Raw genomic sequence first — 23,836 nt, 5'->3', positions numbered from 1 at the left:
GGGCATGTGCCGGAGCTGAGGAGCAGGCCGCCGGAGAGATCTGAACCCAGGGTGCTCGCGTCCGGTACGTCCAGGGTGGCTGGCTCGGCGGAGGCGCCGGGCTCTCCCTGGTCGCCCTTGGCGCCGCGCTCGCCTTGCAGCCCCTACTCGCCCTGGGGCCCAGTGGCCGGGCCCTGTGCGCCAACAGACCGGTCGCGATGGAGTAGGCGCCGGCCACTGCCTCTGCCGCGCTGGACAGTACGACGACGGCGGCCGTGGCGGCGATGCCGATTGCGGCCCGACGGCGGTTCATTCTCATGCTTCTTACTTCGATTCAGCGGTGCTTGAGGGCTATGCATCGTGAACACGCGGCGGGAGTTGAGAGCATTCGCCCTTGAAGGCCGGGGTCGGCGATCCGCCTAGCCACGGCCGCCCTCATGGACTGTCGCCTCGCTAGCGAAGCCACTATTACCGACATAACGGGATCAACCACCAAATCCGAGAGAAAGCGGCCCGGCATGTCTCGCCCCCAACCATCATCGGACAAGGTTGGAGGTCGTTGCGCGAAGCTTCCCGCCCTTCTTGTTGATTATCGCAGCACGACGCATCAGTTCCTTCTCTTTCGTATCGTAGACAATTTCAACAGCTTTTGCGAAATGCTCGATTCCGTCCAGAACCCAAGCCAACGGCATGACCTCACTCTCATGACTACCTACATTGCCAATCCACTTCATGGCCATCAACTGATCGGCAGCTGAAGGGTTCTTATCTCGAAATAGTTCGATCCGGGCGTGTGTCGTCAACCTCTTCTTGCGATTTCCCTGCGGAAACTTGCGTACCCCTTTATGGTCCAGAATGCAGTCGATGGCTGATCTAATCCTATTTGCTGATGCGCTGGGATCGGAAAGTAGCGAAGCGGAGGCCGCAGAGATCATGGGCTGCAGACCTGCAGGAGCGCCATCGGGAAGTTCAATCAGAGGGAGTTCAGGCAGTATGTGTTTGACCTTGTATGCGACGAGGTACGGGTCCTCTTCAGATCCCGAAACGTTAGCGGGGCCCCAGTCATACGTCCAAGAGCCCGCCACAACGTATCTGTTACCACACGGGGTCCGGGGACACTTCAACTCACCGTAGAAAAATCCGCTAGCATCTGTAGGGTCCCAGTCATCGGTATTTCTTGCAGCCGCGCTCGTAGCACTCTCGAACTCATTTATCTCGGGCTCCAAGGTGATTTGCGAGCACAGCGGGCACAGCAAGGCGGGCCATTCGCTAAATGGTCCTGCAAGTTTTTCGAACTTGCCCCGTTCGAACCTCTCCCCCACCGCGTTATCCTCTTTCTGTCGATAACTTCCTCACGGCACGGCACAAATCTGGACTAACCGAGGCTTAGCTGCTTAGCCTCGGTGCCGTAGCGTCGGCGAGCTTGGAAGTACGGCAGCAATGTGGTGGGAATATTCGGCTTCTGTCCCTGCAGAAGCTGCTGAACCGTCACGATTTGAACCTTCGGATATTCCTTACCGTTGACTGGATAGCGGTATATGCCGGAGTGATTGGCCGCCTCATGCATCGCGCGTGTGGGCTCCTTGAGGCAGATGAACACCCCCATAGCAGCCTTGCTGGACTCAACGGCCCCCATCAATTCTCGGATGTGAATGGGGCCGGTGCCTCCTCCCTTGACGGACACTATGATCCTGTGTGATGTCCCTCGGGCGTCGATAGGGATTCGAATCACACCGTCTATTCCCTTGTCTCCAACCTGTTTTTCATTGGGTTGGCCGTCAACGAGCATGACGCACCACCGCTCAAATTCAAAAGGTGACTGTTGGAACAGCCGTTGCGCAGCGCTGACATCCTGGGGGATCCCGAGGATGACATAGTCTTCCTTTATGGATTCCCCATACGTATGCCTGAGACGAGCATCGATTAGATCGACAGCTAGCGTAGTGATGTCGATTCCAATCCACCGCCGACTCAGTTTTTGCGCTGCGTCCACCGTCGTTCCGCACCCAGCGAAGGGGTCAAGAACAATGTCTCCGGGTTTAGACGCGCACTCGATGATGCGACTTAGGAGCGGCACCGGTTTTTGCGTCGGATACCCAAGGCGCTCGGCAGCACGAGCGTTGAGTGGAGAAATGTCTGCCCAGACATCACCCAGCGGCTTGCCCCTCTGCTCATCCAAGTACCTTTTCATGCGGGGGACGCGCCCCGGTGCGGTCTGCACTACGAGTCCATCGGCGTAGGCTTTCTCCATCCTATCTTTGGTCCAGCGCCAAACCCTAGTCACGCCCAAGAATTCGTACGTCAGATTTGGCCTGTCTGGATTCGGATTGATGAGGCTAGTAAGCTGATATCGACGCCCATTCTCATCAGTTTGAGAATACTTGCTGAGCGTTTTCTCGTCGAGTTCATGCTCCTCGTACGGAAGGAAGAGAGACTCTTCGTTCCAAAGGGCATCCTCACTCTTTCCGTAAGCCAGGATTACGTCATGGTTGGACGGTAGCCTTCGGGTCATCAAAGCCTTTGCCTGCGTCCGCTGCCAGATAATCTCATTGCGGAAGTTCGTCGGACCGAAGACCGCATCCAGCAAAATCTTCAAGTAGTGGCTTGCTGTAGGGTCGCAATGCAAAAATAGGGAGCCCGTGGGCTTCAAGACGCGATGAAGTTCAATCAATCGCGCCGTCATCATAGTCAGGTAGGCCAGCACGTCATTTTCACCGACCAGTTTCCGAACCGCTTCTAGCGCATCCTTAGTAGCGATAGATGTGCCACTTTCGAGGATTTCGTTGAATAGGGCTTCCGTTTCGTAACTCCAGACCCAGGTGTCTCCGAATGCCTCAATTTGAGCAGGTGACTCATCGCCGCTCTTCTCTTTAAAGAGCACATTGTATGAGCGATTCGAATTAAACGGAGGGTCGAGATAAACGAGATCAACCGAATCCGATGGGATACTTTGCCGCATGACCTCAAGATTGTCACCGTAGAACAGCTGATTCGGCTGCGCTGCTGCTGGAGAGGGGCTGGTCCTGGTCATAGCGAGATCTTGCCAGACAAGTAGCCCACCTGCACGACCTGTGGACAAGACTCTGATGCATCGCGTGGCTGCCGTTTCAGCAGGAGGGCTTCGGCGAGACTCCTCGCAAGATCAAAGTCAGGTTGTTGAGCAAGTCGCACGGGGTGCAATGAGCGGAACCCTCGCATGTGGAGCTGGTTGGTGTGCACGGTTGGGCACCGGTGCGGGCGAAGAGAGTCGTGGCACGCTGTTCCAGTCAGGAGAGGAGGGCCGGTCTCGGCCCGGCACCGGCCGACCTGACCGCGAGGGCGCAGGCTTGCGGCCGGCCGGAGGGCGAGGCTGAACTTCAAGGGCTTCGAGCCGGGCTGGAGATGAAGCAGTGGCATCGCTCGTGGCGACGCCAACTGACCGGCGGGCACCGCGGCCGCCAGGAGATCGCCGTACGCCAGATCGCAGCCACGAAGGCGATCTGGCCTGCGGGGACGGCAAGGGCTGGCGGCGCCAGGCGGGACGCGTTGCGTCCCGTTGACGTGATCAGCTGGAGTGGCGAGGGCCGTGGCCCGGGGGCGGGGTAAGCGTAGAGATGTAGTTCTCGCTGTCCACGAGGGGGTTGATGAGACTCACTCCGACTTCAGCCATGCGGTCATACTCGTTGAGGATCAGCTCCCTAGTGCAGTAGTTACCGTATTCGGCCTCGTCCTTGCGGCGGACGATGGAGAACGTGTCGAGGATGTAGCCGACATCATCGCGGGGGATGCCGTAGAGGTGGAAGAAGAGCGCGTCCAGCTCGGCTCGGATCACCTGGCGGCGAGGTGCGTCCCAGCGGTAAGGGGTGCCCGTGTCATTCAAGTCACGCGCGAACGGCGCCATGTCATTTGCCGTGTAGGTCAGTTCGAGCACACGAGGAGTGATGAAGGAGGTGTGCCGGGCTAGCGAATCCGGGGTGGCGACAGGCAACTGCTCCCAGATGAACTTGCTCATGCTCGTACCACCGATCTTCTGGCGGCTCACGTAGTCAAAGACAAAGGAGGCTTGATTTGCACACAGGGCGGCGACAAGTTCGGGTCCTGCGGAAGAGAACATCAGCGGGAACTTGTTCCCAACAGCGTTGCGTGGGATGAAGGAAGGAACCGCCGTGCGCTCATTGGTAGCGCTTGTTACATAGCACCAGCCGAACAGCCACTCACAATTCCATTGTGCTGCATTCAGTTTATCTTCAACGACTGATGATGAAACCCAGTGGGACGGAATCGCTAGTCGTTCGGGATCCTGCAATTCTCGGGTTGTCAGGTAGCGGGGCTGATTCTGGCGCTGCACAGCCGTTTCGCTTTTCACGACGTCTGCCGCTCGATGAGTGAAGAAGTCGATCATCTTGGCTTCGTAGAGCGGCAACATCTTGGCTGTGTCGCGAACAAAAGAGTTCCCGATCAGTGTCCATCCGTCCCTCGTAAGCTCTTCGCGGTTACGGAAGATGTCCGAGTCGTGGGACATGTCGAACAGCCCCGGCTTAAAGGAAATTTCCCACGGGTTATCAGTGGGCTTCGCAGTCTTGACGAGGACTGGAAATCTGCGATAGATGCCGAGAGTAATTTCGGCATCGCGACGGGACCGAAATACTGGACAATTCCCGGTGTTTGGGTTTAGAAGCGTGATCTCCTCCGGCGTCAGCGTGAACACCTTTTCCGCGTCGTCCAGTTCGGTCGGGTCATGCAGGAAGAACGCGAACCGTGCCGCCGGTTCGGTAAGGGATCGGCCAGTGACCGACAAGATGCTGAACTTCATCCGGGAGTCCACGGCCGGGAAGAGACCGGCGCGATTCTCGAAGTCGTACAGCGCCGAGATCGCGCGACTCTGCACCAGGTCCTTGAAAAAGTACTGCGTCCGTGCATCCGTGGCGATCCCTGTTGGCGCGATAACTCCTGCTCGCCCCTTCGGCCCGATTAGGATGCGATCCGTCTCTGTGAAGACGGCGTACGTGTTGAGATTCCCCTGGCCTGTCAGCGGAACTCGACCTGAACGGCGAAGGAAGTGACTCTCGGCATACACCTTCCGCTTGCCCGCCTGGAAGTCTTCGTACAGCGGTAGTGTGTCTGGGGATTCCCTCAACGCATCGATCATCTTCTTGCGGACGGCAGACCGGGACGCTTCGGCGATCTCCGGCGCCTGCTTCGTCGCGAAAAATTCCTGTTCCCGGAATTCCACACTGTCCCACGGCGGATTGCCAACTACGCAGTCGAAGCCTCCGGCCCACCCGGTCGCCTCTGAAACACCTCGGCCGTCCTCCGGTACCGAGAAGACCTCGGGGAACTCCAGATGCCAGTGGAAGAAGGTGTACTGCTTGCGCAACCGCCTGATCTCGCCCTTGGTCTCCGACGCGACCCCCTCGCCGCTGGAGTCCTCCAGCGCCTTGAACACCCCGTGCGTCACCGCACGCGGAGCCTCCGGCGTCTTCAGCCACACGAACGCCGCGCACCACGCGTCGGCGACCCGCAGTGCGCGCTGGTACTCGGACGAGGCGACCCACTCTTCGTACGCCTCCTCCTGGCTACGTACGTCGGTCAGTTCCTCGGCCTGAGCCAGGGTGATGGCCCGAAGCCCCCGGCCGAACACGGTGTTGGTGACGTTGACCGTCTCCTCGCCGATGTCGAAGAGGCTGCCCTGGCCGATCCGTTCCTGCTGGTTGGCCTTCTCCAGGGCCTTGGCGTGCTTCTTGTCGTCGCCCTCGGTGGCGATGAAGGCGTCGTCCGGAATGCCGTCACGGAGCAGCTTCGGGGTCGCCCCGATGAGCCCGTTGCCGTGCTTCACGTGGGCGTCCAGGAAGCTCAGCGGCTTGCCGGGCTCCAGTGCCTCCAGCCACAGGGACACCTTGGCCAGTTCCACGGCCATCGGGTTGAGGTCTACTCCGTAGATGCAGCGGGCGATAACCTCGTGCAACGCGTGGCGGACGGCGTCCAGCGTCGGCTCCGGGTTGCGTTCCCGGACCGCCGCCACCTGCTTGGCGATCCGCCGGGCCGCCGCCACGAGGAAGTGGCCGGAGCCGCACGCCGGGTCGCAGACCGTCAGGGACAGCAGTTCGGTCACGATCGAGTCCGCAGGGTCGGGCGCCCCCGCGCTTGCCGCCGCTTCCTCGCCCCGCTTCACCGCGTCGTCTATCACCGGGTCCAGCGCGGAATCCAGCAGGCACTCGATGAGCGACGACGGCGTATAGTAACTGCCTGTCGTCTTACGGGTGTTGCCCGCCACCTCGACCAGTTCGAAGGTGCGGTCAGCGGCGCTGTACTTCGGCTCCAGTTCCAGCAGGGACTCGTAGACGGAGCCCAGCTCCTCCGCGTCGAGGTGCCGGTAGTCGACCGCCCGCCAGCGGCCCGCACTTCCGTCGCGGACCTGGGACAGGTGGCGTACGGCGGTCAGCAGGGCTTCGTTGGATAGCTTCAGGCCGCGCAGCGGGGCGTCCGCGTCCGTGTCGTTGAACAGGCCCCCGAGGCCGGGCAGGCCGAGTTCTGGGCGGCCGTTCTCGTCGCCGAGGGCCGTGAGGACGATGCGCAGCGCCTCGTACAGGTCGCCGTGTGCCGTGCCGCGACGCTTCCGGGCGTGGGCACGCAGCCGGGCCGACGAGAAGTACGTCTCGTACCGCTCACGCGCCAACGCGTCCGCGTCCGGCGACAGCAGCGCGTCGCGGTCCTCGGCGACGAAGACGAACAGCAGCCGGTAGACCAGCCGGAGCAGGGCGGACCGAAGTTCCCTGGGGTGGACGTCCTCGCGCAGGGCCCCGTTCCCCGGATGCCGCAAGAACCCCGTCCCCAGCGCCGTGATCGCCTCCTGCACCCCCTTCCGGAGCTGGTCCAGCGCACGCGTGCCTGAGGCGATGGCCTCCGTGCGCCACGCCTCCAGCGGGCATGTCGAAGGAGCCGCCCCCTCCGCCACCTCGAACCGCGAGGCGTGCAACAGCCGGTACAGCAGGACGAACTCGCTGAACAGCTCGCCGTCGAAGATGGCCTCAAGGTCGAACTCGACGTACGACGCCGTCGCCAGCGCGCTGGAGTCGCGCAGCAGCCGCAGCTGGCGGCCGTTGGTCAGGACGCCCCAGAGGTGGGCCTCCGTGCGGTTCAGGCACTCCTGGACCATCGACTGGGGCGGGACCGTGCCCGCGCCGCCCGGTCGCTTGTCCAGGTGGGCGTTCCATGCGGTGAGGTGGATCAGGGCGTGGTTCCAGCGGTGGCTGACCGGGAACCGCTTGTCGGGGTCGCTGTCGGCGGGGATGCCCGATGCGCCGACCGGGGTCAGCAGGCCGAAGCCCAGCTCGGCGAAGAGGGGTTCGAGCCACTGGGTGATCGCGAGGCCGGTCGGGTCGGCGCGGACCTCGGCCTCGGGGTCGGCCGGCAGCTTCTCGCGCAGCTCGCGCCAGGCCGCCTTCAGGTAGTCCCAGTGGCGTTCGGCCTCGTCACGGACCGACCGGGCGCCCACGACGCGGTAGTCGGACGGCGCGGAGCCCTTGATGTCCTTGCCCTCCGAGATGCGCAGCAGCATGTCGGCGGGGAGCAGGCCGCCGACCGTGTGGACGGCGGTGAAGACCTGGTTGCGGGTGGTGGCGGACATCAGGCGTGCTCCCCCGGGGCGGCAGCGGTGGTGGTCGCGGGCAGGTAGACGTATGCGCCGAGCACGTCGGCCGGCTTCTGGGCGGTGACCCGCAGGCCCCGGACGATCTCGTCGGAGGCACGCCGCACCCGGCGGTGCGAGTCGTACAGCTCGCCCGCCAGTTCCTCGCTGTACTGCTCCAAGTGGTCGGTGACCTCTGGGAGCTGGTCCAGGATGCGGGTCATCGTGCGCTCGCCGAAGTACGGGTCGGTGTTCTCGGACGCCTCGGCCTCCAGCAGGGCCAGTGCCGCGTCTTGTGACAGCCACGCCGCGTTCCTCGGGGCGCCCTGGAAGGCCAACAGGCGGGCGTCCTCGGCGACGAGCTGCTTCTCGCCCTGCCGGGACGGCAGCGTGAGGTGGAAGCGGTAGCGGACCAGCAGCAGGGTCGCACGGGCGGTCACCGCCGTCGTGGTGATCACTCCGCAGCGGCGGGCCGGGCGGCGGCCGTCGGCCTGGGTGTCCAGGGCCGCGTTCAGGACGTGGGAGGCGAGGGCGCCCACCACGGGGTCCGTGCGGACCAGGGCCGCCTCGCCCCGGGCCACCGCCGACGTCGTACGGAACGGGATCGGTTTGCCGTTCTCGACCAGGCCGGCGCCCACCACCGGGGCCAGCGCGTCGCGCAGGCCCGCCGGGGTACCGCTGACCTCGGCCGTGAAATCGCCGGAACCGGAGCCCGAGCCGTCGCCCGCCTCCACCACGTGGGCTTCCAGCGCGGCCAGCGAGTGGCGGACGAAGTCCTGGACCTCGTCCGCGCGGCCGAGGGTGTCGCGGATGGCCGCGACCTCGCGGGCGACCTCCTCCGGGTGGATGGCCCGCTGGGCGAACTTGGAGCGGGAGGTCGTCTCCTGCTCGGCCGCCGACTTCCAGTCCGTCTCCAGCTTCGCCGCCTTGGCGTCCAGCGCTTCGAGGGCCTCCAGGCCGAACAGGCCTTCCTGCTCGCCCTGTTGGCCGCGCAGCAGCAGCCACTCGACGATGGCGTCCGTGACCGCCGTGGACGACTCGTCGGGGACGGAGACGGAGATGCCGAGGTCCTTGCGGATCTGGCGGTGCTTCTTGATGAGGACTTCGAGGACCTTGCCGTCGATGCCGTTGTCGGCGCCGTAGAGGGTGATGACGCGGACCTCGTCGCGCTTCTGGCCGTAGCGGTCGACGCGGCCTTCGCGCTGGTCGTGGCGGGTCGGGTTCCAGGCGAGGTCGTAGTGGACGACGGCGTCGAACCAGTGCTGGAGGTTGACGCCCTCGGAGAGGCAGTCGGTGGCGACCAGCACCCTGCGGGCCGCCGTGTCCTGGCCCGCCTCGGCCGCCAGTTCCTCGATGCGTTCCACGCGTTGCTGCGGGGAGAGGGTGCCGGTGACGGCCTTGATGACGGTCCGGGCGCCGAGCTTGCCCTCCAGGTGCCCGGCGACGTACTCGGCGGTCGGGATGTAGCGGCAGAAGACGATCGGGTGGTAGCCGTCGGCGAGCAGGGCCTTGAGGTGCTTGACCAGGGACTTGAGCTTGACGTCCTCGGCCGGTCCCTCCAACGCCGCCGCCCGCTCGGCGAGTTCGGCCAGCCGGGCGCCCGCGCCCTCCACAGGCGTGCCGTCGGTCTCCGCGCCGGGGGCCACGTCCAGGCCCTCCAGGGTGTCGTTGTCGGCGGAGTCGCGGGTGAGCGGGGCGCCGAGCCGGTCGGCCTCCTCCGCGCTGGCGGCCGCCGCGGCGGCGGAGCGGGTGCGCAGGGTCTGGGCGGCGGCGCGCGGGGAGGAGACGAGGGAGCGCAGCAGGGCGATCGCCGACCACCAGGCGATCCGGGTCTCGCGCTTGCCCTGCTCGCCGGCGGCCTCGACGCGTTCGCTCGCGTAGGCGATGGCGTCCTCCAGCAGGGCGCGGTACGCCGGGGACAGCTTGTATGTCTCGTCCTTGAAGTAGCGGTCGGAGGGGAACGCCGTGCGCTCGGCGAGGCTGTTGTCGCCGAGACCGTCCTCCTTGGTGAGGTACTGGCGTACGTCGGCCCGCTTGCGTTGTACGAAGTGCCGGGCGAGGAGTTCACGGCCGCGCGTGGAGTCCATGTCCACGGTGGCGAGTTCGGGCCGGACCAGGCCCAGCAGGTTGCGGAACGCGGACTCCTTGCCGCTGTGCGGGGTGGCCGTGACCAGGAGCAGGTGGCGGTCCTCGGCGGCGGCGATGCGGCGCAGCAGTTCGTAGCGCAGCTGGTTTTGCGTGGAGGTGTTGTCGTCGGCGGCGACGCAGGTATGGGCTTCGTCGACGATGACCAGCTCGGGGCAGTGGCGGACGAAGTCGTCACGGTGGCGGGTGGACTTGATGAAGTCCGTGGAGACGACGACGTTGGGGTGCTTGTCGAAGAGGGACTGGCCCAGCTCCAGGCCGCGCTCCAGGCGGGAGACGGTGGAGGCGAGGACGAGTTCGGCGTCGATGCCGAACTTGGTGCGCAGTTCCTCCTGCCACTGCTCGGCCAGCGCGGGCGAGCACAGCACCGCCAGCCCCGTCGCCTCGCCCTGTGCCAGCAGCTCGCTCGCGATCAGGCCCGCCTCGACCGTCTTGCCGATGCCGACGTCGTCGGAGATCAGCATGCGGACGGTCTTCTGCCGTAGCGCCATCAGCAGCGGTACGAGCTGGTAGGCGCGGGGCTCGACGGCGATGCCGGCGAGGGAGCGGAAGGGGCCCGCGCCGGAGCGGAAGCCGATGCGCAGCGCGGAGCGGAGCAGTCCGGCGGCGCGGGCGTCGCCGAGGTCGGTCGGCGAGGGCGGCGCGAACTCGGCGCCCGTCACCTCCTCGAAGGTGGGGAAGACGGCGGCGATGTCGTCGTCCGAGCCGCCGAGGGGGCGCAGGACGAGCATGTCGGGCGCGCTCTCGGGGAGTACGACCCATTCCCGGCCGCGGGCCGTCACCAGGGAACCGGCGGAGTAGGTGAGCGTCATCGGGGTCTGGTCCTCTTCCCTCCGCCCCCGGTGGTGGGGGCGTGTCGGTGCGGGTCGGCTGTGTGGACGGTGGACGGCCGGCCGGTCAGGGCGCCGGGTGGCCGGTGCCGAAGTACCGGCCGTGCCGGGCGGCGATCGCGTCCCAGTCACCGTCGTGGGGGAAACGGATGACGTCCCAGTTCGCGTCGTACAGGCGTTCCTCGGCGTCGGCGTCGCGCGTGGCGTCCTCCTCGGCGTCGGGGTGTTCGACGAAGACGGCGAGGTTCACGCCCGGCATGCGGTAGACGAAGTCGGGCACCGCGTTCGCCTCGGTGACCAGGGTCTGCGCCTCGTCGGGCAGGCGCAGGCCGCACTCTTTCAGCCAGGTAACGAAGGTCCGCTCCAGGGGTGTGGAGGCGGCGGGCTCCGCGGGGGCGTCGTCGGCCTCGGCCTGGGGTGCCTGGGTCACTTGCTGGACGAGCCGTCGGTGCTGCTCGGTCGGCGACTCGCCGCGGGACTCCGGCTCGGCCGTGGCGGAGGCCAGGCGCAGCAGGAGGTCTCGCACCGAGTGGCGGTCGATGGCGGCGTGGTCGAGCTGGTTGCCGTAGGTCAGCAGGCACTCGTAGCAGCCTCGGGCGCACGGGCGGTCGGGGTGCGGTCCGCCCGTGTCGTTGCCGTGCTCGTCGAAGTGGCAGATCTCCAGCGCCTGTTGGGCTGCCTTCGCCAGTGCGCCGGGCTCGGACTGGAGGCGGCGGAGCACGCCCGCGCCGCCCTCGGCGGCCTCCATGAACAGCAGGCGCTCGCGGGGGCCGTCGTCGGGCGGCAGGAGCTCGCTGCCGAGTTCGGAGTCCTCCAGCTCGAACGCGGTCTCGATGCCGCGCTCCAGGGCGTACATCAGGGAGATCGCGACGGGCTCGTCGAGCGGTTCGTCGAGGGTGAGGACCAGGATGTTGCGGCGGTCCTCAACGTACGGGATCACGCGCTTCTTGCGGCGCTTCTCGTTGCCGTCGGCGTCCACGACGGGCATCTCGCTGGAGTCGCCGGAGGCCTCGGCGGCGTCCCGCTCGTTCATCCAGCGGCCGTCGGCGGGGTCCAGCCAGTAGCCGGGCGGCTCGTTCTCCTTGGCGCGTAGCCGGCTCATGTTGGTGATGCGGACGGTCGCCGAGTCGCCGTACGAGAGCGTCGCCAGCTGGCCGGCCGGGTCCGCGACCTCGGCGTCCTGGCGGCCCCTGCGGGCGCCATGGTCCTGGAAGCGGTACGAGATCTCCAGGCGGAAGCCCGCCCTGCGCCGCTCCTCCTCGTCGGAGGAGATGCGTTCGCGGCGCTGGGTGTAGACGGTGTGCAGCTGGAGCAGGCCGTACAGGGCGGCGCCCAGCGTCTGGCCGCACATCTCGCAGCGGTCGGCGCGCTGCTGCGGGTCGTGGTGGTAGCCGCAGTGGCCGCAGCGGCGGGCCTCGCCGGTGACGATGTCGCCGGAGGCGTCGGGCGGCAGCTGGATGCGGGTGACCTGGTAGCGGGCGCCCTCGTGGTAGATCAGCGCGCCGGGGCCGAACTCGCGGATGGCGAGGAACCGGGGGCGCTGGAGGTAGTCGCCGTCGCCCTGGCGGCGGCCAGTGGTGGGGATGTAGGCGGCGAGCGGCAGACGGGGGAAGGAGTAGCCCGGCAGGAAGCCCTCGGAGGCAAGGTAGCGGTAGGGGTTGAAGTCGGAGAGGACGGACTTGCTGTCCGGGGTCTCGTTGCGCAGCAGGGCGAGCTGGGTCTCCGCCTCGTCGCGGCGCCGCCGGGCCTGCCGGCGGTCGCCCTCGGTGAGCGTGAAGTCGTTGCGGCGGCGGTTCTGCACGTACTGCTCGGTCAGGGCGGCCCGGAACAGGTCGCGCCAGCGCTCGAAGGCCAGATTGAACCGCTCGGGCGCCGAGCGCACCCGGTCCTCGATCCACTTCTCGTCCCACCAGGTCGTCCGGGCGAACTCGGGCAGCAGCGGACCGAGGACCTGGTAGGCGGCGGCCACGGTACGGGCCTGGGCGCCGGGGTCGGCTGCGGCGGCCTCGATGTCGGCGTGCAGGAGGAGCGCGGGGTCGGGTCGGCCGGCGGACTCGTCGAAGGTGGTGTCCAGGACCTTGGGGATGGCCCGCCCCAGCGCGATGCCCGTCTCGGCGAGCCAGATGCCCTGGAGGTGGGACAGGACGAGGTCCTCGTTGGCGAGGTCCAGGCGGGGCGGAGCGACTGCGCCCGCGACCATGCGCGCGGAGCGGCGGAAGTAGTACTGGTCGTGGCTGTTGCCGGTGGCGCAGTACGTGGTGACGAGCGCGGGCTGCCCGCTCCGGCCGGCGCGCCCGCTGCGCTGCGCGTAGTTGGCGGGGGTCGGCGGGACGTTGCGCATCATGACGGCGTTGAGCGAGGAGATGTCGACGCCCAGCTCCATCGTGGGGGAGCAGTAGAGCAGCTTCAACTCGGCCTTGCTGAAGGCCTCTTCACGCTTCTCGCGCTCGCCGGGGTCGACCTGCGCGGTGTGCTCGCGGGCGAACAGGCCCGCCAGGTCGGCGGCGGCCTGCTGGTAGAGGTCGCGGAAGAAGGTGTTGACACGGGGCCCGTCGCCGCTGGCGTAGGTGCGGGTCAGCGGGTCGTGGGCGCCGGTCTGTCCGCTGCCTGCGCGCCAGATGAGGGAGGCCGCCGAGACGCGGTACCCGGTGAGGGCCGGGCCGGAGGGGGCACGGAAGCGGCCGGAGCGCTGCGGCGCCTCGGTGATCTCCGTGACGAGGCCAGCCTTCGCGAGGACCTTCAACAGTTCCTCAATGACGAGTTGGAGGTCGTCGGTGTCCAGGTCGCGGAAGCCGGTGTGGGTGCGGCGCAGGTACTTGCCGTACTTGCCGCGCGCGGAGAGGAAGAGGCCGGAGCGGTCCAGGCCGGGTCTGGAGGGGCGGGGGTATGCGGTGCCCACCTTGGGGCTGTCGCTCTTGGTCAGGACCCACGGGTCGACGAGACGTTCCTCGCTGGCCCGCTGGAGCGAGTCGAAGTCGTCTCGGAAGTACTGGACGTCGATGGCGAGCGACCGGCGCATCTCGTCGAGCAGGGTCCGCACGATCTCGGCGCGCAGGGCCGGGTCGGCGTCCCGGAGCGTGGCGTGCGTGTCCTGCCAGCGCTCGTCCCGCTCGGCGACCCACTGCAGGTCCTCGTAATCGATGGTGAGCAGGCCGGTCTGCTCCAGGTTGGGCATGGTGATGCGCCAGCCGCGCTCCAGGTCGAGGTAGAGCCGGAACGCGATCACATCGCGCAGGGTCTTGGCGGCGGCGCGGGCGAGCGCGGGCGGCAGGTCCGACTGGCCGGTGTAGTCGGCCGGTTCCAAAGCAAGGGCGTTCGCCACGGTGGAGGCCAGCTCCTCGTGGTGGACGCCGTCCTCCCCGGCGTCGAGGGCCGCCCGGTACAGCGCGCCTCGCAGCTGCGTGATCTGGACGAAGTCGTTGAAGTGGCCCGCCTGGAGGGAGGCGTCCTGCCGGTTGTCGACGAAGGTGAGCAGCTTGCGCGCCGCCTTGTCGAGCGCCTCAGGGGGAACCGCCTTCAGGGAGCGGACCACGGACGCGGAGATGAGGGAGGTCGCCGAGGAGCGGCCCTCCTGGTCCAGGGTGGCCAGCTTGGCGAAGTCCTTGCCGCGCGTCTGTTCGTAGGCGACACCGCAGTGCAGGCAGAACAGGAACGGGGAGGGGATGAAGGCGGCGTGCAGCTCTCCGCGGCCCTCGGCGCCGTACGGGTCGACTCTGACCGCGCGCGGGACACGGTCCCGGTAGGACTTCTTGATGGTCTCCTGGCCGCGGTCGTCGATCTCCAGCCAGGACTCGGGCAGCCGGCGGTCGGCGATCGCCTCGTCCGGATTGAGCGGCCACGGGCGGTCGGGGTCGACATAGAGGTATCCGTCGCCCTGGCGGCCGCCGGTGGCGGCGGTGTCCCGGCGGGGCTCGTAGCGGACCTCGCGGTCCTTCTCCGTCCGCCACACGGTCAGGTACTCCTGGCCGCACTCGCGGCAGAAAGCGAGCGGCATCAGCAGCTTGCCGCCGCTGTCGGGCTGGACGCGCTGGTAGTCGCGGGTGAGGTGGCGGCTCACCTTGTCCTCCAGGGTGACGTACACGGTGTCGCTCTTGGAGAGGAACTGGTGCAGCCGGAACGCGAACAGCGGGCGTTCGGTGACCGGATGACGGGCCTGGGACCCTGCCTCCAGCGTGTCGCGGAGGGCCTGTGCACACCGGTCCACCGGTACGCCGCTCACCTCGGCGAGTTCCGCGGCGGCGTCCTCGATCTTCGCGGGCTTCTGCCGCACCAGGCGGCCGGTCACCTCGTCCTCGGCCAGGCCGAAGCGCGTCTCGATCCAGCGGGCCAGCGGGTCGCGGACCAGGTCGGCGTACGCGCGCGGGGCGGTCGGAGCCGTGAGCCGCTCCGCCGGGACCGCGTCGGGGGCGGGGTTGGTGGCCCGGACCAGCGTCTCACCGATGACGTGCTCGGGCCGGACGGTGGTACCGAACAGCTTCGAGGCCACCTCGGCGACGACCTGCCGCTGGTCCTCCCACGTGCCCTCCGTCGACATGGTCGCCGAGGTGCCGACGCACTGGAGCCGGTCGGCCCGGCACGCCTGACGGACACGCCGGACGAGCAGCGCCACGTCCGCGCCTTGCCTGCCGCGGTAGGTGTGCAGCTCGTCCAGGACGAGGAACTCCAGCCCCTCCGCCATCGAGATGAGGCTCTTGCGGTCGTCCGGCCGGGTGAGCATCAGCTCCAGCATCACGTAGTTCGTGAGCAGGATGTCCGGTGGGTTGTCGCGGATCTCGCGGCGCCGGGTGTCGTCCTCCTGACCGGTGTAGCGAGCGAAGGTGACCGGTTCACGCCCGGCGCCGTACCCGTCGCGCAGGTACTTCTCCAGCTCCTTCAGCTGGCTGTTGGCGAGGGCGTTCATCGGGTAGACGATGATCGCCCGTACCCGCTTGCGGGCGGCGGGGCCCTCGGCCTCGCGCTCCCGGAGCACCTTGTCGACGATCGGCACGATGTAGGACAGGGACTTGCCGGAGCCGGTTCCGGTGGTCAGGACGTACGAGACTCCCGTGCGAGCGGCGTCGACGGCCTCGCGCTGGTGCCGGTGCAGGGTGAGCGGACGGCCGTCACAGACGGTGCCCCCGTGCGTCTTCCCCGCCTGGAAGATCCGCGCGCACTCCGGGTGCAGCACCTCCCGGGTGGCCAGTTCGGCGACGGTGCCGGCAGAGGCGAAGAAGGGGTTCAATGATAGCCACGGGTCGGGCCACTGGGACTTGGCGTTCAGGTCGTCCTCGACGAACGCCGCGATCCGGTCGTCGCGGATCACCGTGCCGCCCTCGGTGAAGTCGCGGTAGTCGTCGATGAGTTTGCGGTGGACACCGAAGACGTCCATGCCGTCACCGGCCGACTGGCGCGGCTCGCGGGACGGAGCTGACGGGGAGCGGCCCTGCTCGGGCAGAGCGGCGGGGGCCGGGCCCTCGGAACGCATCTCCAGGAGACGACACACGGGATCGAACTCGCCCCAGGCGGGCAGTGTGGCGTCCTCGACCACGAAGGGCAACAGCGCCTCTCGCACCGCGACCGCGTCGGCGGGGCGGTCGGCCGGGTCCTTCGCGAGCAGCCGGTCGACCAGCCGTGCCAGCGGTTCCGGCATGTCGGAGCGGATCAGACGCACCGGGGTCGGCGGCTCGTGGACGTGCTTCTCGCCGAGCTCGTACGCGGACTCCCCGACAAAGGGCGGGACGCCCACCAGCATCTCGTACAACACGCAGCCCAGGGCGTAGAGGTCGGCGGCCTGCGTGACCAGCTTTCCCTGGAACTGCTCGGGCGCCATGTAGCGGGCGGTGCCGACGGTGACGCCCGTGCTGGTGAGCTGGGTGCCGTCGGGGTCGTCGACGATGCGGCCCATGCCGAAGTCCAGGACCTTCACCAGCCCGCCGCGCGTCAGCATGACGTTGCGGGGCTTCAGGTCCCGGTGGACCACCTCCACGGCGTGGGCGGCGGCCAGCCCGTCGGCCATCTGCACGCCGATGGCGGCCACCCAGGGCACGGGCAGCTGGGGCTCCTCGATGACGAGGTCGGCGAGCGGATGGCCGTCCAGGAACTCCATGGCCAGGTAGGGCAGATCGGGTTCCGTACCGTCGGCGCGGTCCACACCGCCGTCGATCGTCCGGGGCAGGTTGGGGTGCTTGAGCATGCCCATGATGCGCACTTCGCGAGCGAAACGCTGCACCGTCTTGTCGTCCGCCCCGGTGCTGACGTGCGCGCCCGACCGACGGCGCAGAATGAGCTTCACGGCAACGATCCGGTCGGCGCCTGCCTCGGCCACCTGCAGGTCCTCGGCCCGGTGGACCTCACCCATGTTGCCCGAGTCAATCGCCCCCAGCAGTCGAAACCGACCGGCGATCGTCTCCCGTTCCACGGCCCACTCCTCTGCCTTCTTCCCGCGACCCCATCGGGCGCGCGGGACTCCCCACGGCGGCTCCGGGCGCCCTGTGTGGCCAGGAAACACCTTCGGCTCGGGCATCGTACACGAAACAGGCCGAGGCAGCCACCCGTGCGACCTGTTGACGACGTCAACGTGCAATCCAATCGGGCCGAGTGCGCAGAGAAAAACTGCGTCAAGCTTCCATCATTGTGCAGCTACCGTGCGCTGATGCCGCATGGCGAAAGGTTGCCCACCGGCTCCTCCGGCGTCAGAACAGGTGGGTAGCCCTTGGCGCGCAGCCAGCCATCGAGGGCGAGGGCGATATGTCGCCGTGAGGCATGTCGTGGGCCGCAGCCCTCGTCTAGCTTGAGTACGACCGCACCATCTGATCAATCACGCAACGTCATGATCAGTTACTGGCAAAGACTCGCCGTTGAGGTATCGGCGATCAGCGGTGACGAACGTGCGCTCGGCCGCGTCGTACATTGCGTACGTCCTGGTCGGCGTAGTGGCTGAGGGTGTTGCGGAGTTCGGCGAGGCTGTGGTTGACGGCGGTGAGATGAGCGACGGGGGTGAGCGCAGCGTGGTCTCCTGGGCGAGCCGTCCGGTGACGTTGAAGGTCCGGCCTCGTGTCGACCCGCCAACGCCGTAGATCACCGAGACGGAAGTCGGTGCGTCCCTCCGGTCTCGGCTTTGTTCACGACCCTGACGCCGCCGAGGACATCGCTTCCTGCGCACAGGCCGACGGCCCCGGTATCGCTCCCTGACGGCCTCCATGATCTGTACGTGTTCACCCCGCCCCGGAGGGCGGGGTGAGCGTGAAATCCAGCCTGAATGCGGCACCCTGGCAGGCCGAAGCCCCCATAGACGTGCCGCGCCGCGAAGCCGCTGTTGAGAGGTCTGACTGGTGGGGACGCCTTTGCCTACATGTAGTAGGCGTAGCGGGTGGCGATGCGGGCATCGGGTGGGACGTGTTTGAGGATGGAACCGACTCGGTAGGCGGTGCGCAGGGTGAGGGGGTCGCGTTCGTCGAGTTGGGCGTTGTTCCAGTTCATCTTGGTCAGGGCGAGGATGTCGGTGCTGGCGGTCAGCAGATCCGTGCCGTGTGTTGCGGGCCGGATCAGCAGTGGCTGGGGGACGTACAGCCCGGGGTAGGTCCGGAAGTACGGCACTGAGCCGCGGGTGTACAGGAGCAGGGAACGGGCGTCCAGTCGGAGGCTGGTGCCGCGCAGCGATGGGAGTTGGCCGGTGCGGTACAGGCGCGGGGCGCCGCGCCGCTGGATCCACAGCAGGTCGACATGGTCGATGTCGCGCAGGTCTGCTGCCTCGTGGAAGCCGTCGATCTCACCTGTGGTGAAGTTCGAGGTCTTGTGTACGACGATGCGTGCAGGCTGGTGGCCGTGGGTGGTGCGGTATTCGGCCAGGGCGTCCAGCAGCAGTTGCCGGGCGTCGGAGAGTGTCAGGTGGGGCTGGCGGTCGGTCTTGGAGATCTGCGCGGTGCCGCCGCGGACGACGACGCCGTCGCCGCGTTCGTTGAACACCTGGGCGACGGCGGTGTGCAGCTCGTTTCCGTTCGCTGTGCGGTAGAAGCTGACTCCGACGTAGCAGGTGGCCAGGTCGGAGCTGTGGCGCTGCATGCGCCAGGGAGTCCCGCCGGCCTTGTAGTACAGGGCGGAGTGCAGGTTCCAGGCCCGGGTGGCTTCGTCCTGCAGCGGACGGGTGGTCTGCCCGCTGGTCCTGGTTGGGATCCCGGTCCAGGTCTCCTTGCGCATCAGCTGCAGGGGGGGGCTGACAGCGTGAGCGCGGTGGCTTTGAGCTGGTCGTGGAAATCGGCTCCGGCCTCTCGCTCGTCCTGTCCCTCCTCGTGGTCAGGCGCCGCCTCCTCCGACGGGGGATGGTCTTCTCTGTCCTGGAGTTCTTCAGGGCGGGCGCAGATGATGACCCGGCAGCGCCCGGTCTCGGCCAGAGACCGGGCGGCGTCGGCGTAGATCTCGACCGCGTCGGCGGTGGCGGAGACGGTGTCGGCGCGGGCCAGGCGGCGCAACTGGCGTTCGGGGATCTCGCGGACGAGGGCGTCGTCGAAGACCAGCTCGGCGCCGAACGGGGAGTCGGAGCTGAAGCCAGGGAAGGGCTGGTGAAGGTTCTCCTGCCCGGGTTTCGTCTCCTTGGCTTCGATGTGGTCCTGGCAGCGACGCAGCCAGCTCCGGATGCCGTCCACCGCACGGGCGGGGCCGACCAGGGCGATGGGGATCTGACGGGGTCCGGTAGGGGAGTCGGCGTCGGCCGGGCCGAACACGCTGATGCCGTAGCGGGGATCGATGTGGCGGTTTCCGGCCCGGAACTCCAGTTCCGGCTCGTGCAGCACCGGTGCTTTCATTGCGGCAGCTCCCACAGTCCCTCGGCCAGCCCATGCACGCTCGGCTTCGGCGCGGGCTCTTGCGGAATCCAGACGCTTTCGTCGATGGCGGCATCACATTCGAGCTTCAAGAGCTGGCCGAATCGGATGCGCTCATCACGGCTCCTGAACAGGGTGTCCTCGCCCTGCAGATAGTCGGCCCAGGCGCGTACGAGCTGATAGACGGCGTTGTTGCGTTCCAGCCGCTTGATTTTCTGGACGTACTCGGCGTCGTACAGCGAGTCGCGCTGGCCGTCGATGGTGAAGTGGTAGGTGGGGTTGATCTCCAGGTACCACTGCCCTCCCCAGCGCCGGAAGTACAGGCCAGCAGCGTAGTGACGACAGAAATTGATCTTGGTTGTGTCGTCCTTGCCGAAGTACGGGGTGAAGAAGGTGCGTCCGCGGCTGCCGCGGTAGCGGCCTTTGATCTTCCGGTGAGACCGGTCCGGCGGGGCCTGCATGTAGACGACCTTCTTCGTGGGATGCCAGACCAGTTCGGGATGGTGGGCGGAGCGCAGAGTGAAGTTCAACAGGGAGACGAAGCGGCGTTGCAGGTCGGGGTCCTCAGCGGTCGCCCATTCCTGAGTCGGGATGGAGGTGACCGGCCCGTCGCACAGCACGGCGAGCGGGCCCTCGTCCAGTCGGCACAGTGAGAAGATCCGTCCGGCAGCCAGGACGAAGCCGCTCTCGAACTGGTTGCCGTTCGAGCGCATCCGTTCCCAGGCATCGCCGCGGTCACGACAGGGGGTGGACGCTTCGTAGATGAGCGGAGCGAAGCCCTCGACGGTAAGGAGGTTCGAGACCAACTGCTCGCTTCCTTCGAGCCGTGGCAGCGGCTCGCCGGCCGGCACGCCCATGGCTGACAGTTGGCTGAAGGCATCGGGGTCGAAGCGGTCCGCGGTCTTGTCGAATTGAACGACGCGCCGTGCCTTGCGTTCAGCGTCGGCGAACCAGGTGTCGACGCGCTTCCACCATGCCTGTTGGATGCGCAGGTCGACGCAGATGAGCACGACCGGTCGGCCCAACCGAAGCCAGTAGTCGATGTGGTCGGCCTTGCACGGGAACTTGAATCCGGTGTCGGTCTCGCCCCGAAATCCGGCTTCTGTGGCCTTCACCTGGGCCAGGACGGCGACGCCGGTGACTTCCAGGTCGGAGTCCACGAACTCGATCTGACCGTCGACGGCGAAGTCACGTTTGGTGTCGTTCCACACGTGGCCGGCGTCGGAGACGGCCTTGTCGACGAATGCCTCGCCCCGGTACCCAGCCCGCTGCTGGACGCTGCGCTTCGGCATCTGCTCAGTGATCCGAGAAGACTGCAGACTTACGCCTCGCAGTCTGACTGAATCTGAGAGGCCGACGTCGCGTGCTGTTGTCCCACCCCATGCAGTGATCCTCCGTCGTTCCCGCGTGGTCCGAGTCAACTCAGGATATGAGGGACCACTGACACGGCAGCTGTAAGTCTTGATCGTCTGGCTCTGGTCATGTGGTCGCCGCCGCGGTGATGTTGTTCCATCGGCGGTGGGCCTCAGTAGCCTGGTGCCGGTGGTGACGGCGCCAGGCGGACCAGTGCAGGACGTGCTCGAGGTCGCGGCGGGGCGTGGGGAGTGCGGTGATCCGCAGGACGGCCAGGAGTTCGCGGTAGCTGGCCGGGGCGAGTTGAAGGCCGTGTTCGGTTCCCTCGACGGTGCGGGTGGCAGCGTGGGTGACGGCGAGGACGGCGGCGGCGAACAAGCTGATCAGGCTCCAGCGCATCCAGGAGGTCCAGCAGGTCACCTGGCCCTGGTCGAGTCCGGCCAGGCCCTTCGCGCCTTGGAAATCCTCCTCGATCTTCCAGCGGGTGCAGATGATGTTCACGAGGACCGCGAGGCTGACGGGGGTGGTGGAGTGGCAGCGGTAGAAGGACAGTTCGCGGGTGTAACGGTGGCGGCGCACGACGAGGAACGCGTGCCCGGCCTCGTCCCGGTCCACGGGGGCGTCGTCGGCCAGGACGTCGATCAGGGCCCAGTCGTAGTGGCGGTCGCCCTTGGTGCCGTTGCCCGTACGTCGTCGCATCCAGGCCCTGGCCGGCACCTTCGCCGCCAGCTCAGTGGCGCTGAAGCGGCCCACGGCAGTGCTCGCGCGATGGTCGGCCCTGACCGCCAGGGCGTAGTCGAAGTCCAGAGTGCGGGCGGTGCGACGCAGCTCCAGGCTGCCGTAGACCTCGTCGCCGGTGAACCAGCGGGCGGGAAGGCCGAGTTGACGGGCGCGGTGAAGCATGGCGGCGGCCAGCTGAGGCTTGGTGGCGAAGGTGACCTCGTCGGGCACGTGCCGCAGCAGCCTGCGCTCCTCGTCTTCGGCCCAGGCGGCGGGCAGGTAGAGCTCGCGGTCGATCAGGGCGTGACCGCGCGGCGAGGCGTAGGTGAGATGGACGGCGACCTGGCACAGACCCACCCCGCCAAGAGCGCCGGAGTACTGGTGGGAGGCTCCCACGCAGTCGGTGGAGGACTTCTCGTCACCCGTCTCGTCGACGATCAGCACGGCTTCGTTGTCGGCGAGTTCGGCCGCGACCCAGGCGGCGAGACGGTCGCGGGCCAGGTCATGGTTCCAGGCGCCGCGCGAGAGGAAGTGCTGCAGGCGGTGCGGCCCGTCGTGCCCGAGCGCCTCGGCGAGGGTCCAGCAGTTGCGCCGCTCCAGCTCCATCAGCATGCCCTGCGTCATCGCCCGGCCCAGCATCCGCGAGTCCCGGCGCGGGAAGCAGACGGCCACCGCCGCCATCAGCGACCCGAACGCCGCCGTCCAGACCCGCTCGGCTATCGTGGCCTCCACGGCCACCTGGTTCTTGATCGTCTTCACACACGTCAATGATCACGGTGGCCGTTCCCGTGTCCGCGGCCACCCCCACCCTGACCTGCACGGACGCCTCAACGATCAAGACTTACAGCTGCCGTGACTGACAACGACGGGTGTGTGCCTGCGGGAGGAGAGGCCCCGGAGGCTTGGGGCCTGGAAGTTCCGAGGCCGGCCGTTCGTTTCACCCAGAGTGCGCGGCAGTGGGGCCGGCCGACTGTTCAGCCTGCTTCGGATGGCGTCCCTTGTCGTGGTGTAGCCGATCACGGTTAGGGAGTGCGCCGGGGGCGTGTGTCGACGTGGCTTCCGCTCCCTGCCCGTAGGGCGGGCCACCGTGCAACTCTCCGTAATGAACGGCCAGTTCAACGCGGGAGGTGCAGGGTGGCCCTGTCTCAGCATGACCTACTCCGGTTGTTGGAGTCACTACGTTCGGCGGACGGGCTCGAACTCGTCCGCGGTGTGGCCGAGCGGATGCTCCAGGAACTGATCGAGGCCGAGGCCACAGCCCGGATCGGCGCGGAGTGGAACGAGCACACCGAGACGCGCACCGCGCTTCGCAACGGCCACCGCGACAAGACGATCAGCACCCAGGCCGGCGACCTGGACCTGGCGATCCCCAAGCTGCGGTCGGGGAGCTTCTTCCCCGCGCTGCTGGAGCGACGCCGCCGCATCGACCAGGCTCTGTATGCGGTCATCATGGAGGCCTACGTCCACGGCGTGTCCACGCGGTCGGTCGACGACCTGGTCAAGGCCCTCGGCGCGGACACCGGGATATCCAAGAGCGAGGTCTCACGGATCTGCCAGGACCTGGACGGCCAACTGACCGCGTTCCGTACCCGTCCCCTGGACCACCTCCGGTTCCCGTACGTGTACCTGGACGCGACCTACTGCAAGGCCAGGGTCGAGCACCAGATCGTCTCCCGGGCCGTGGTCATCGCCACCGGGATCACCGAGGACGGCGGCCGGGAGGTGCTGGGCGTGATGGTCGGCGACAGCGAGACCGAAGTGTTCTGGACCGAGTTCCTGCGCCACCTGCGCGAACGCGGTCTGACCGGGGTCCGGCTCGTGATCGGCGACCACCACTTGGGGCTGGTCAAGGCCATCCGCAAGGTCATGCTCGGGGCCGCCTACCAGCGCTGTCGTGTTCACTTCCTGCGCAACGTGTTCAGCGTGATCAACAAGGATGCGGCGGAGATGGTCGCCGCGACGATCCGCACGATCTTCGCTCAGCCCACCGCCGACGCGGTCCGCACCCAGCTCGACAGCGTCGCCGACATGCTCGGCAAGCAGTTCCCGAAGGTCAAGGAGATGCTGCTGAAAGCGAAGGACGACCTGACCGCCTTCGCCGCCTTCCCGGAGCGACATTGGAAGAAGATCCAGTCCACCAACCCGCTGGAGCGGATCAACCGCGAGGTCAAGCGCCGCACCGACGTCGTCCAGGTCTTCCCCAACGATGACGCGCTCCTACGGCTGGTCACCGCCGTGCTCTTCGAACTGCACGACGAGTGGATCGCCTTCCCCCGCCGCTACCTCCCCGAGGGAAGCATGGACCAGCTCTACCCCGCCGAGCGCCCCGAAAGCGCCCCCGCGCTACCCAACACCACCAACACGACCGCCGGATGATCGGCTACACCACGGGAAGGGACACGACC

10 protein-coding genes and 1 pseudogene are annotated in these 23,836 nt (G+C 67.2%); 1 reads left to right on the top strand and 10 read right to left on the bottom strand.

Annotated features, from left to right (window positions below; all coding sequences use genetic code 11):
• Window positions 1-515 precede the first annotated feature (515 nt).
• The 10 genes and pseudogenes from GFH49_RS25690 to GFH49_RS25650 form a co-directional block, all read right to left on the bottom strand.
• Complete coding sequence (locus GFH49_RS25690; RefSeq protein WP_155058463.1) at window positions 516-1,301, bottom strand: DUF4145 domain-containing protein; 786 nt, start codon at window positions 1,299-1,301, stop codon at window positions 516-518.
• Between the two features lie 53 nt (window positions 1,302-1,354).
• A complete protein-coding gene (locus GFH49_RS25685) occupies window positions 1,355-3,010 on the bottom strand; it encodes a DNA methyltransferase (protein ID WP_155058462.1) in 1,656 nt (551 codons plus the stop codon).
• 513 nt (window positions 3,011-3,523) lie between these two features.
• A complete protein-coding gene (locus GFH49_RS25680) occupies window positions 3,524-7,585 on the bottom strand; it encodes an Eco57I restriction-modification methylase domain-containing protein (protein ID WP_155058461.1) in 4,062 nt (1,353 codons plus the stop codon).
• The gene (locus GFH49_RS25675) at window positions 7,585-10,542 is read right to left on the bottom strand and encodes a DUF8741 domain-containing protein (protein ID WP_155058460.1); all 2,958 of its coding nucleotides are present in this window, start codon (window positions 10,540-10,542) and stop codon (window positions 7,585-7,587) included. The genes GFH49_RS25680 and GFH49_RS25675 overlap by 1 nt, the downstream gene beginning before the upstream one ends.
• A gap of 85 nt (window positions 10,543-10,627) precedes the next feature.
• Complete coding sequence (locus GFH49_RS25670) at window positions 10,628-16,897, bottom strand: protein kinase domain-containing protein (protein ID WP_230396494.1); 6,270 nt, start codon at window positions 16,895-16,897, stop codon at window positions 10,628-10,630.
• 547 nt (window positions 16,898-17,444) lie between these two features.
• Window positions 17,445-17,638: pseudogene (locus GFH49_RS40385) on the bottom strand (methylenetetrahydrofolate reductase); the annotation flags it as partial.
• 248 nt (window positions 17,639-17,886) lie between these two features.
• Entirely contained in the window at window positions 17,887-18,735 is an 849-nt protein-coding gene (locus tag GFH49_RS25665) for an argonaute/piwi family protein (RefSeq protein ID WP_155058458.1), read from the bottom strand.
• Window positions 18,735-19,340, bottom strand: a complete 606-nt coding sequence (locus GFH49_RS25660) for an argonaute/piwi family protein (RefSeq protein ID WP_155058457.1) — start codon at window positions 19,338-19,340, stop codon at window positions 18,735-18,737. Before GFH49_RS25660 ends, GFH49_RS25665 begins: the two co-directional genes overlap by 1 nt.
• Window positions 19,337-20,650 (bottom strand): DUF4365 domain-containing protein, encoded by a 1,314-nt coding sequence (locus tag GFH49_RS25655; RefSeq protein ID WP_230396493.1) that lies wholly within the window; start codon window positions 20,648-20,650, stop codon window positions 19,337-19,339. Before GFH49_RS25655 ends, GFH49_RS25660 begins: the two co-directional genes overlap by 4 nt.
• A 187-nt stretch (window positions 20,651-20,837) precedes the next feature.
• Window positions 20,838-22,190: an IS701 family transposase gene (locus tag GFH49_RS25650; RefSeq protein ID WP_155058455.1), complete on the bottom strand. Its 1,353-nt coding sequence runs from the start codon at window positions 22,188-22,190 to the stop codon at window positions 20,838-20,840.
• Window positions 22,191-22,565: 375 nt separating this feature from the next.
• On the opposite strand from GFH49_RS25650, the gene GFH49_RS25645 reads away from it, so the two are divergent.
• Window positions 22,566-23,807, top strand: coding sequence for an IS256 family transposase (locus GFH49_RS25645; RefSeq protein WP_155055961.1), 1,242 nt, complete (start codon window positions 22,566-22,568; stop codon window positions 23,805-23,807).
• Window positions 23,808-23,836 lie beyond the last annotated feature (29 nt).

The sequence above is a fragment of the Streptomyces blattellae genome, from assembly GCF_009709555.1.
Classification (GTDB): Bacteria; Actinomycetota; Actinomycetes; order Streptomycetales; family Streptomycetaceae; genus Streptomyces; species Streptomyces blattellae.
Note: the sequence above shows the minus strand (reverse complement) of the source record. Positions and strands in the feature narration are given on the sequence as shown.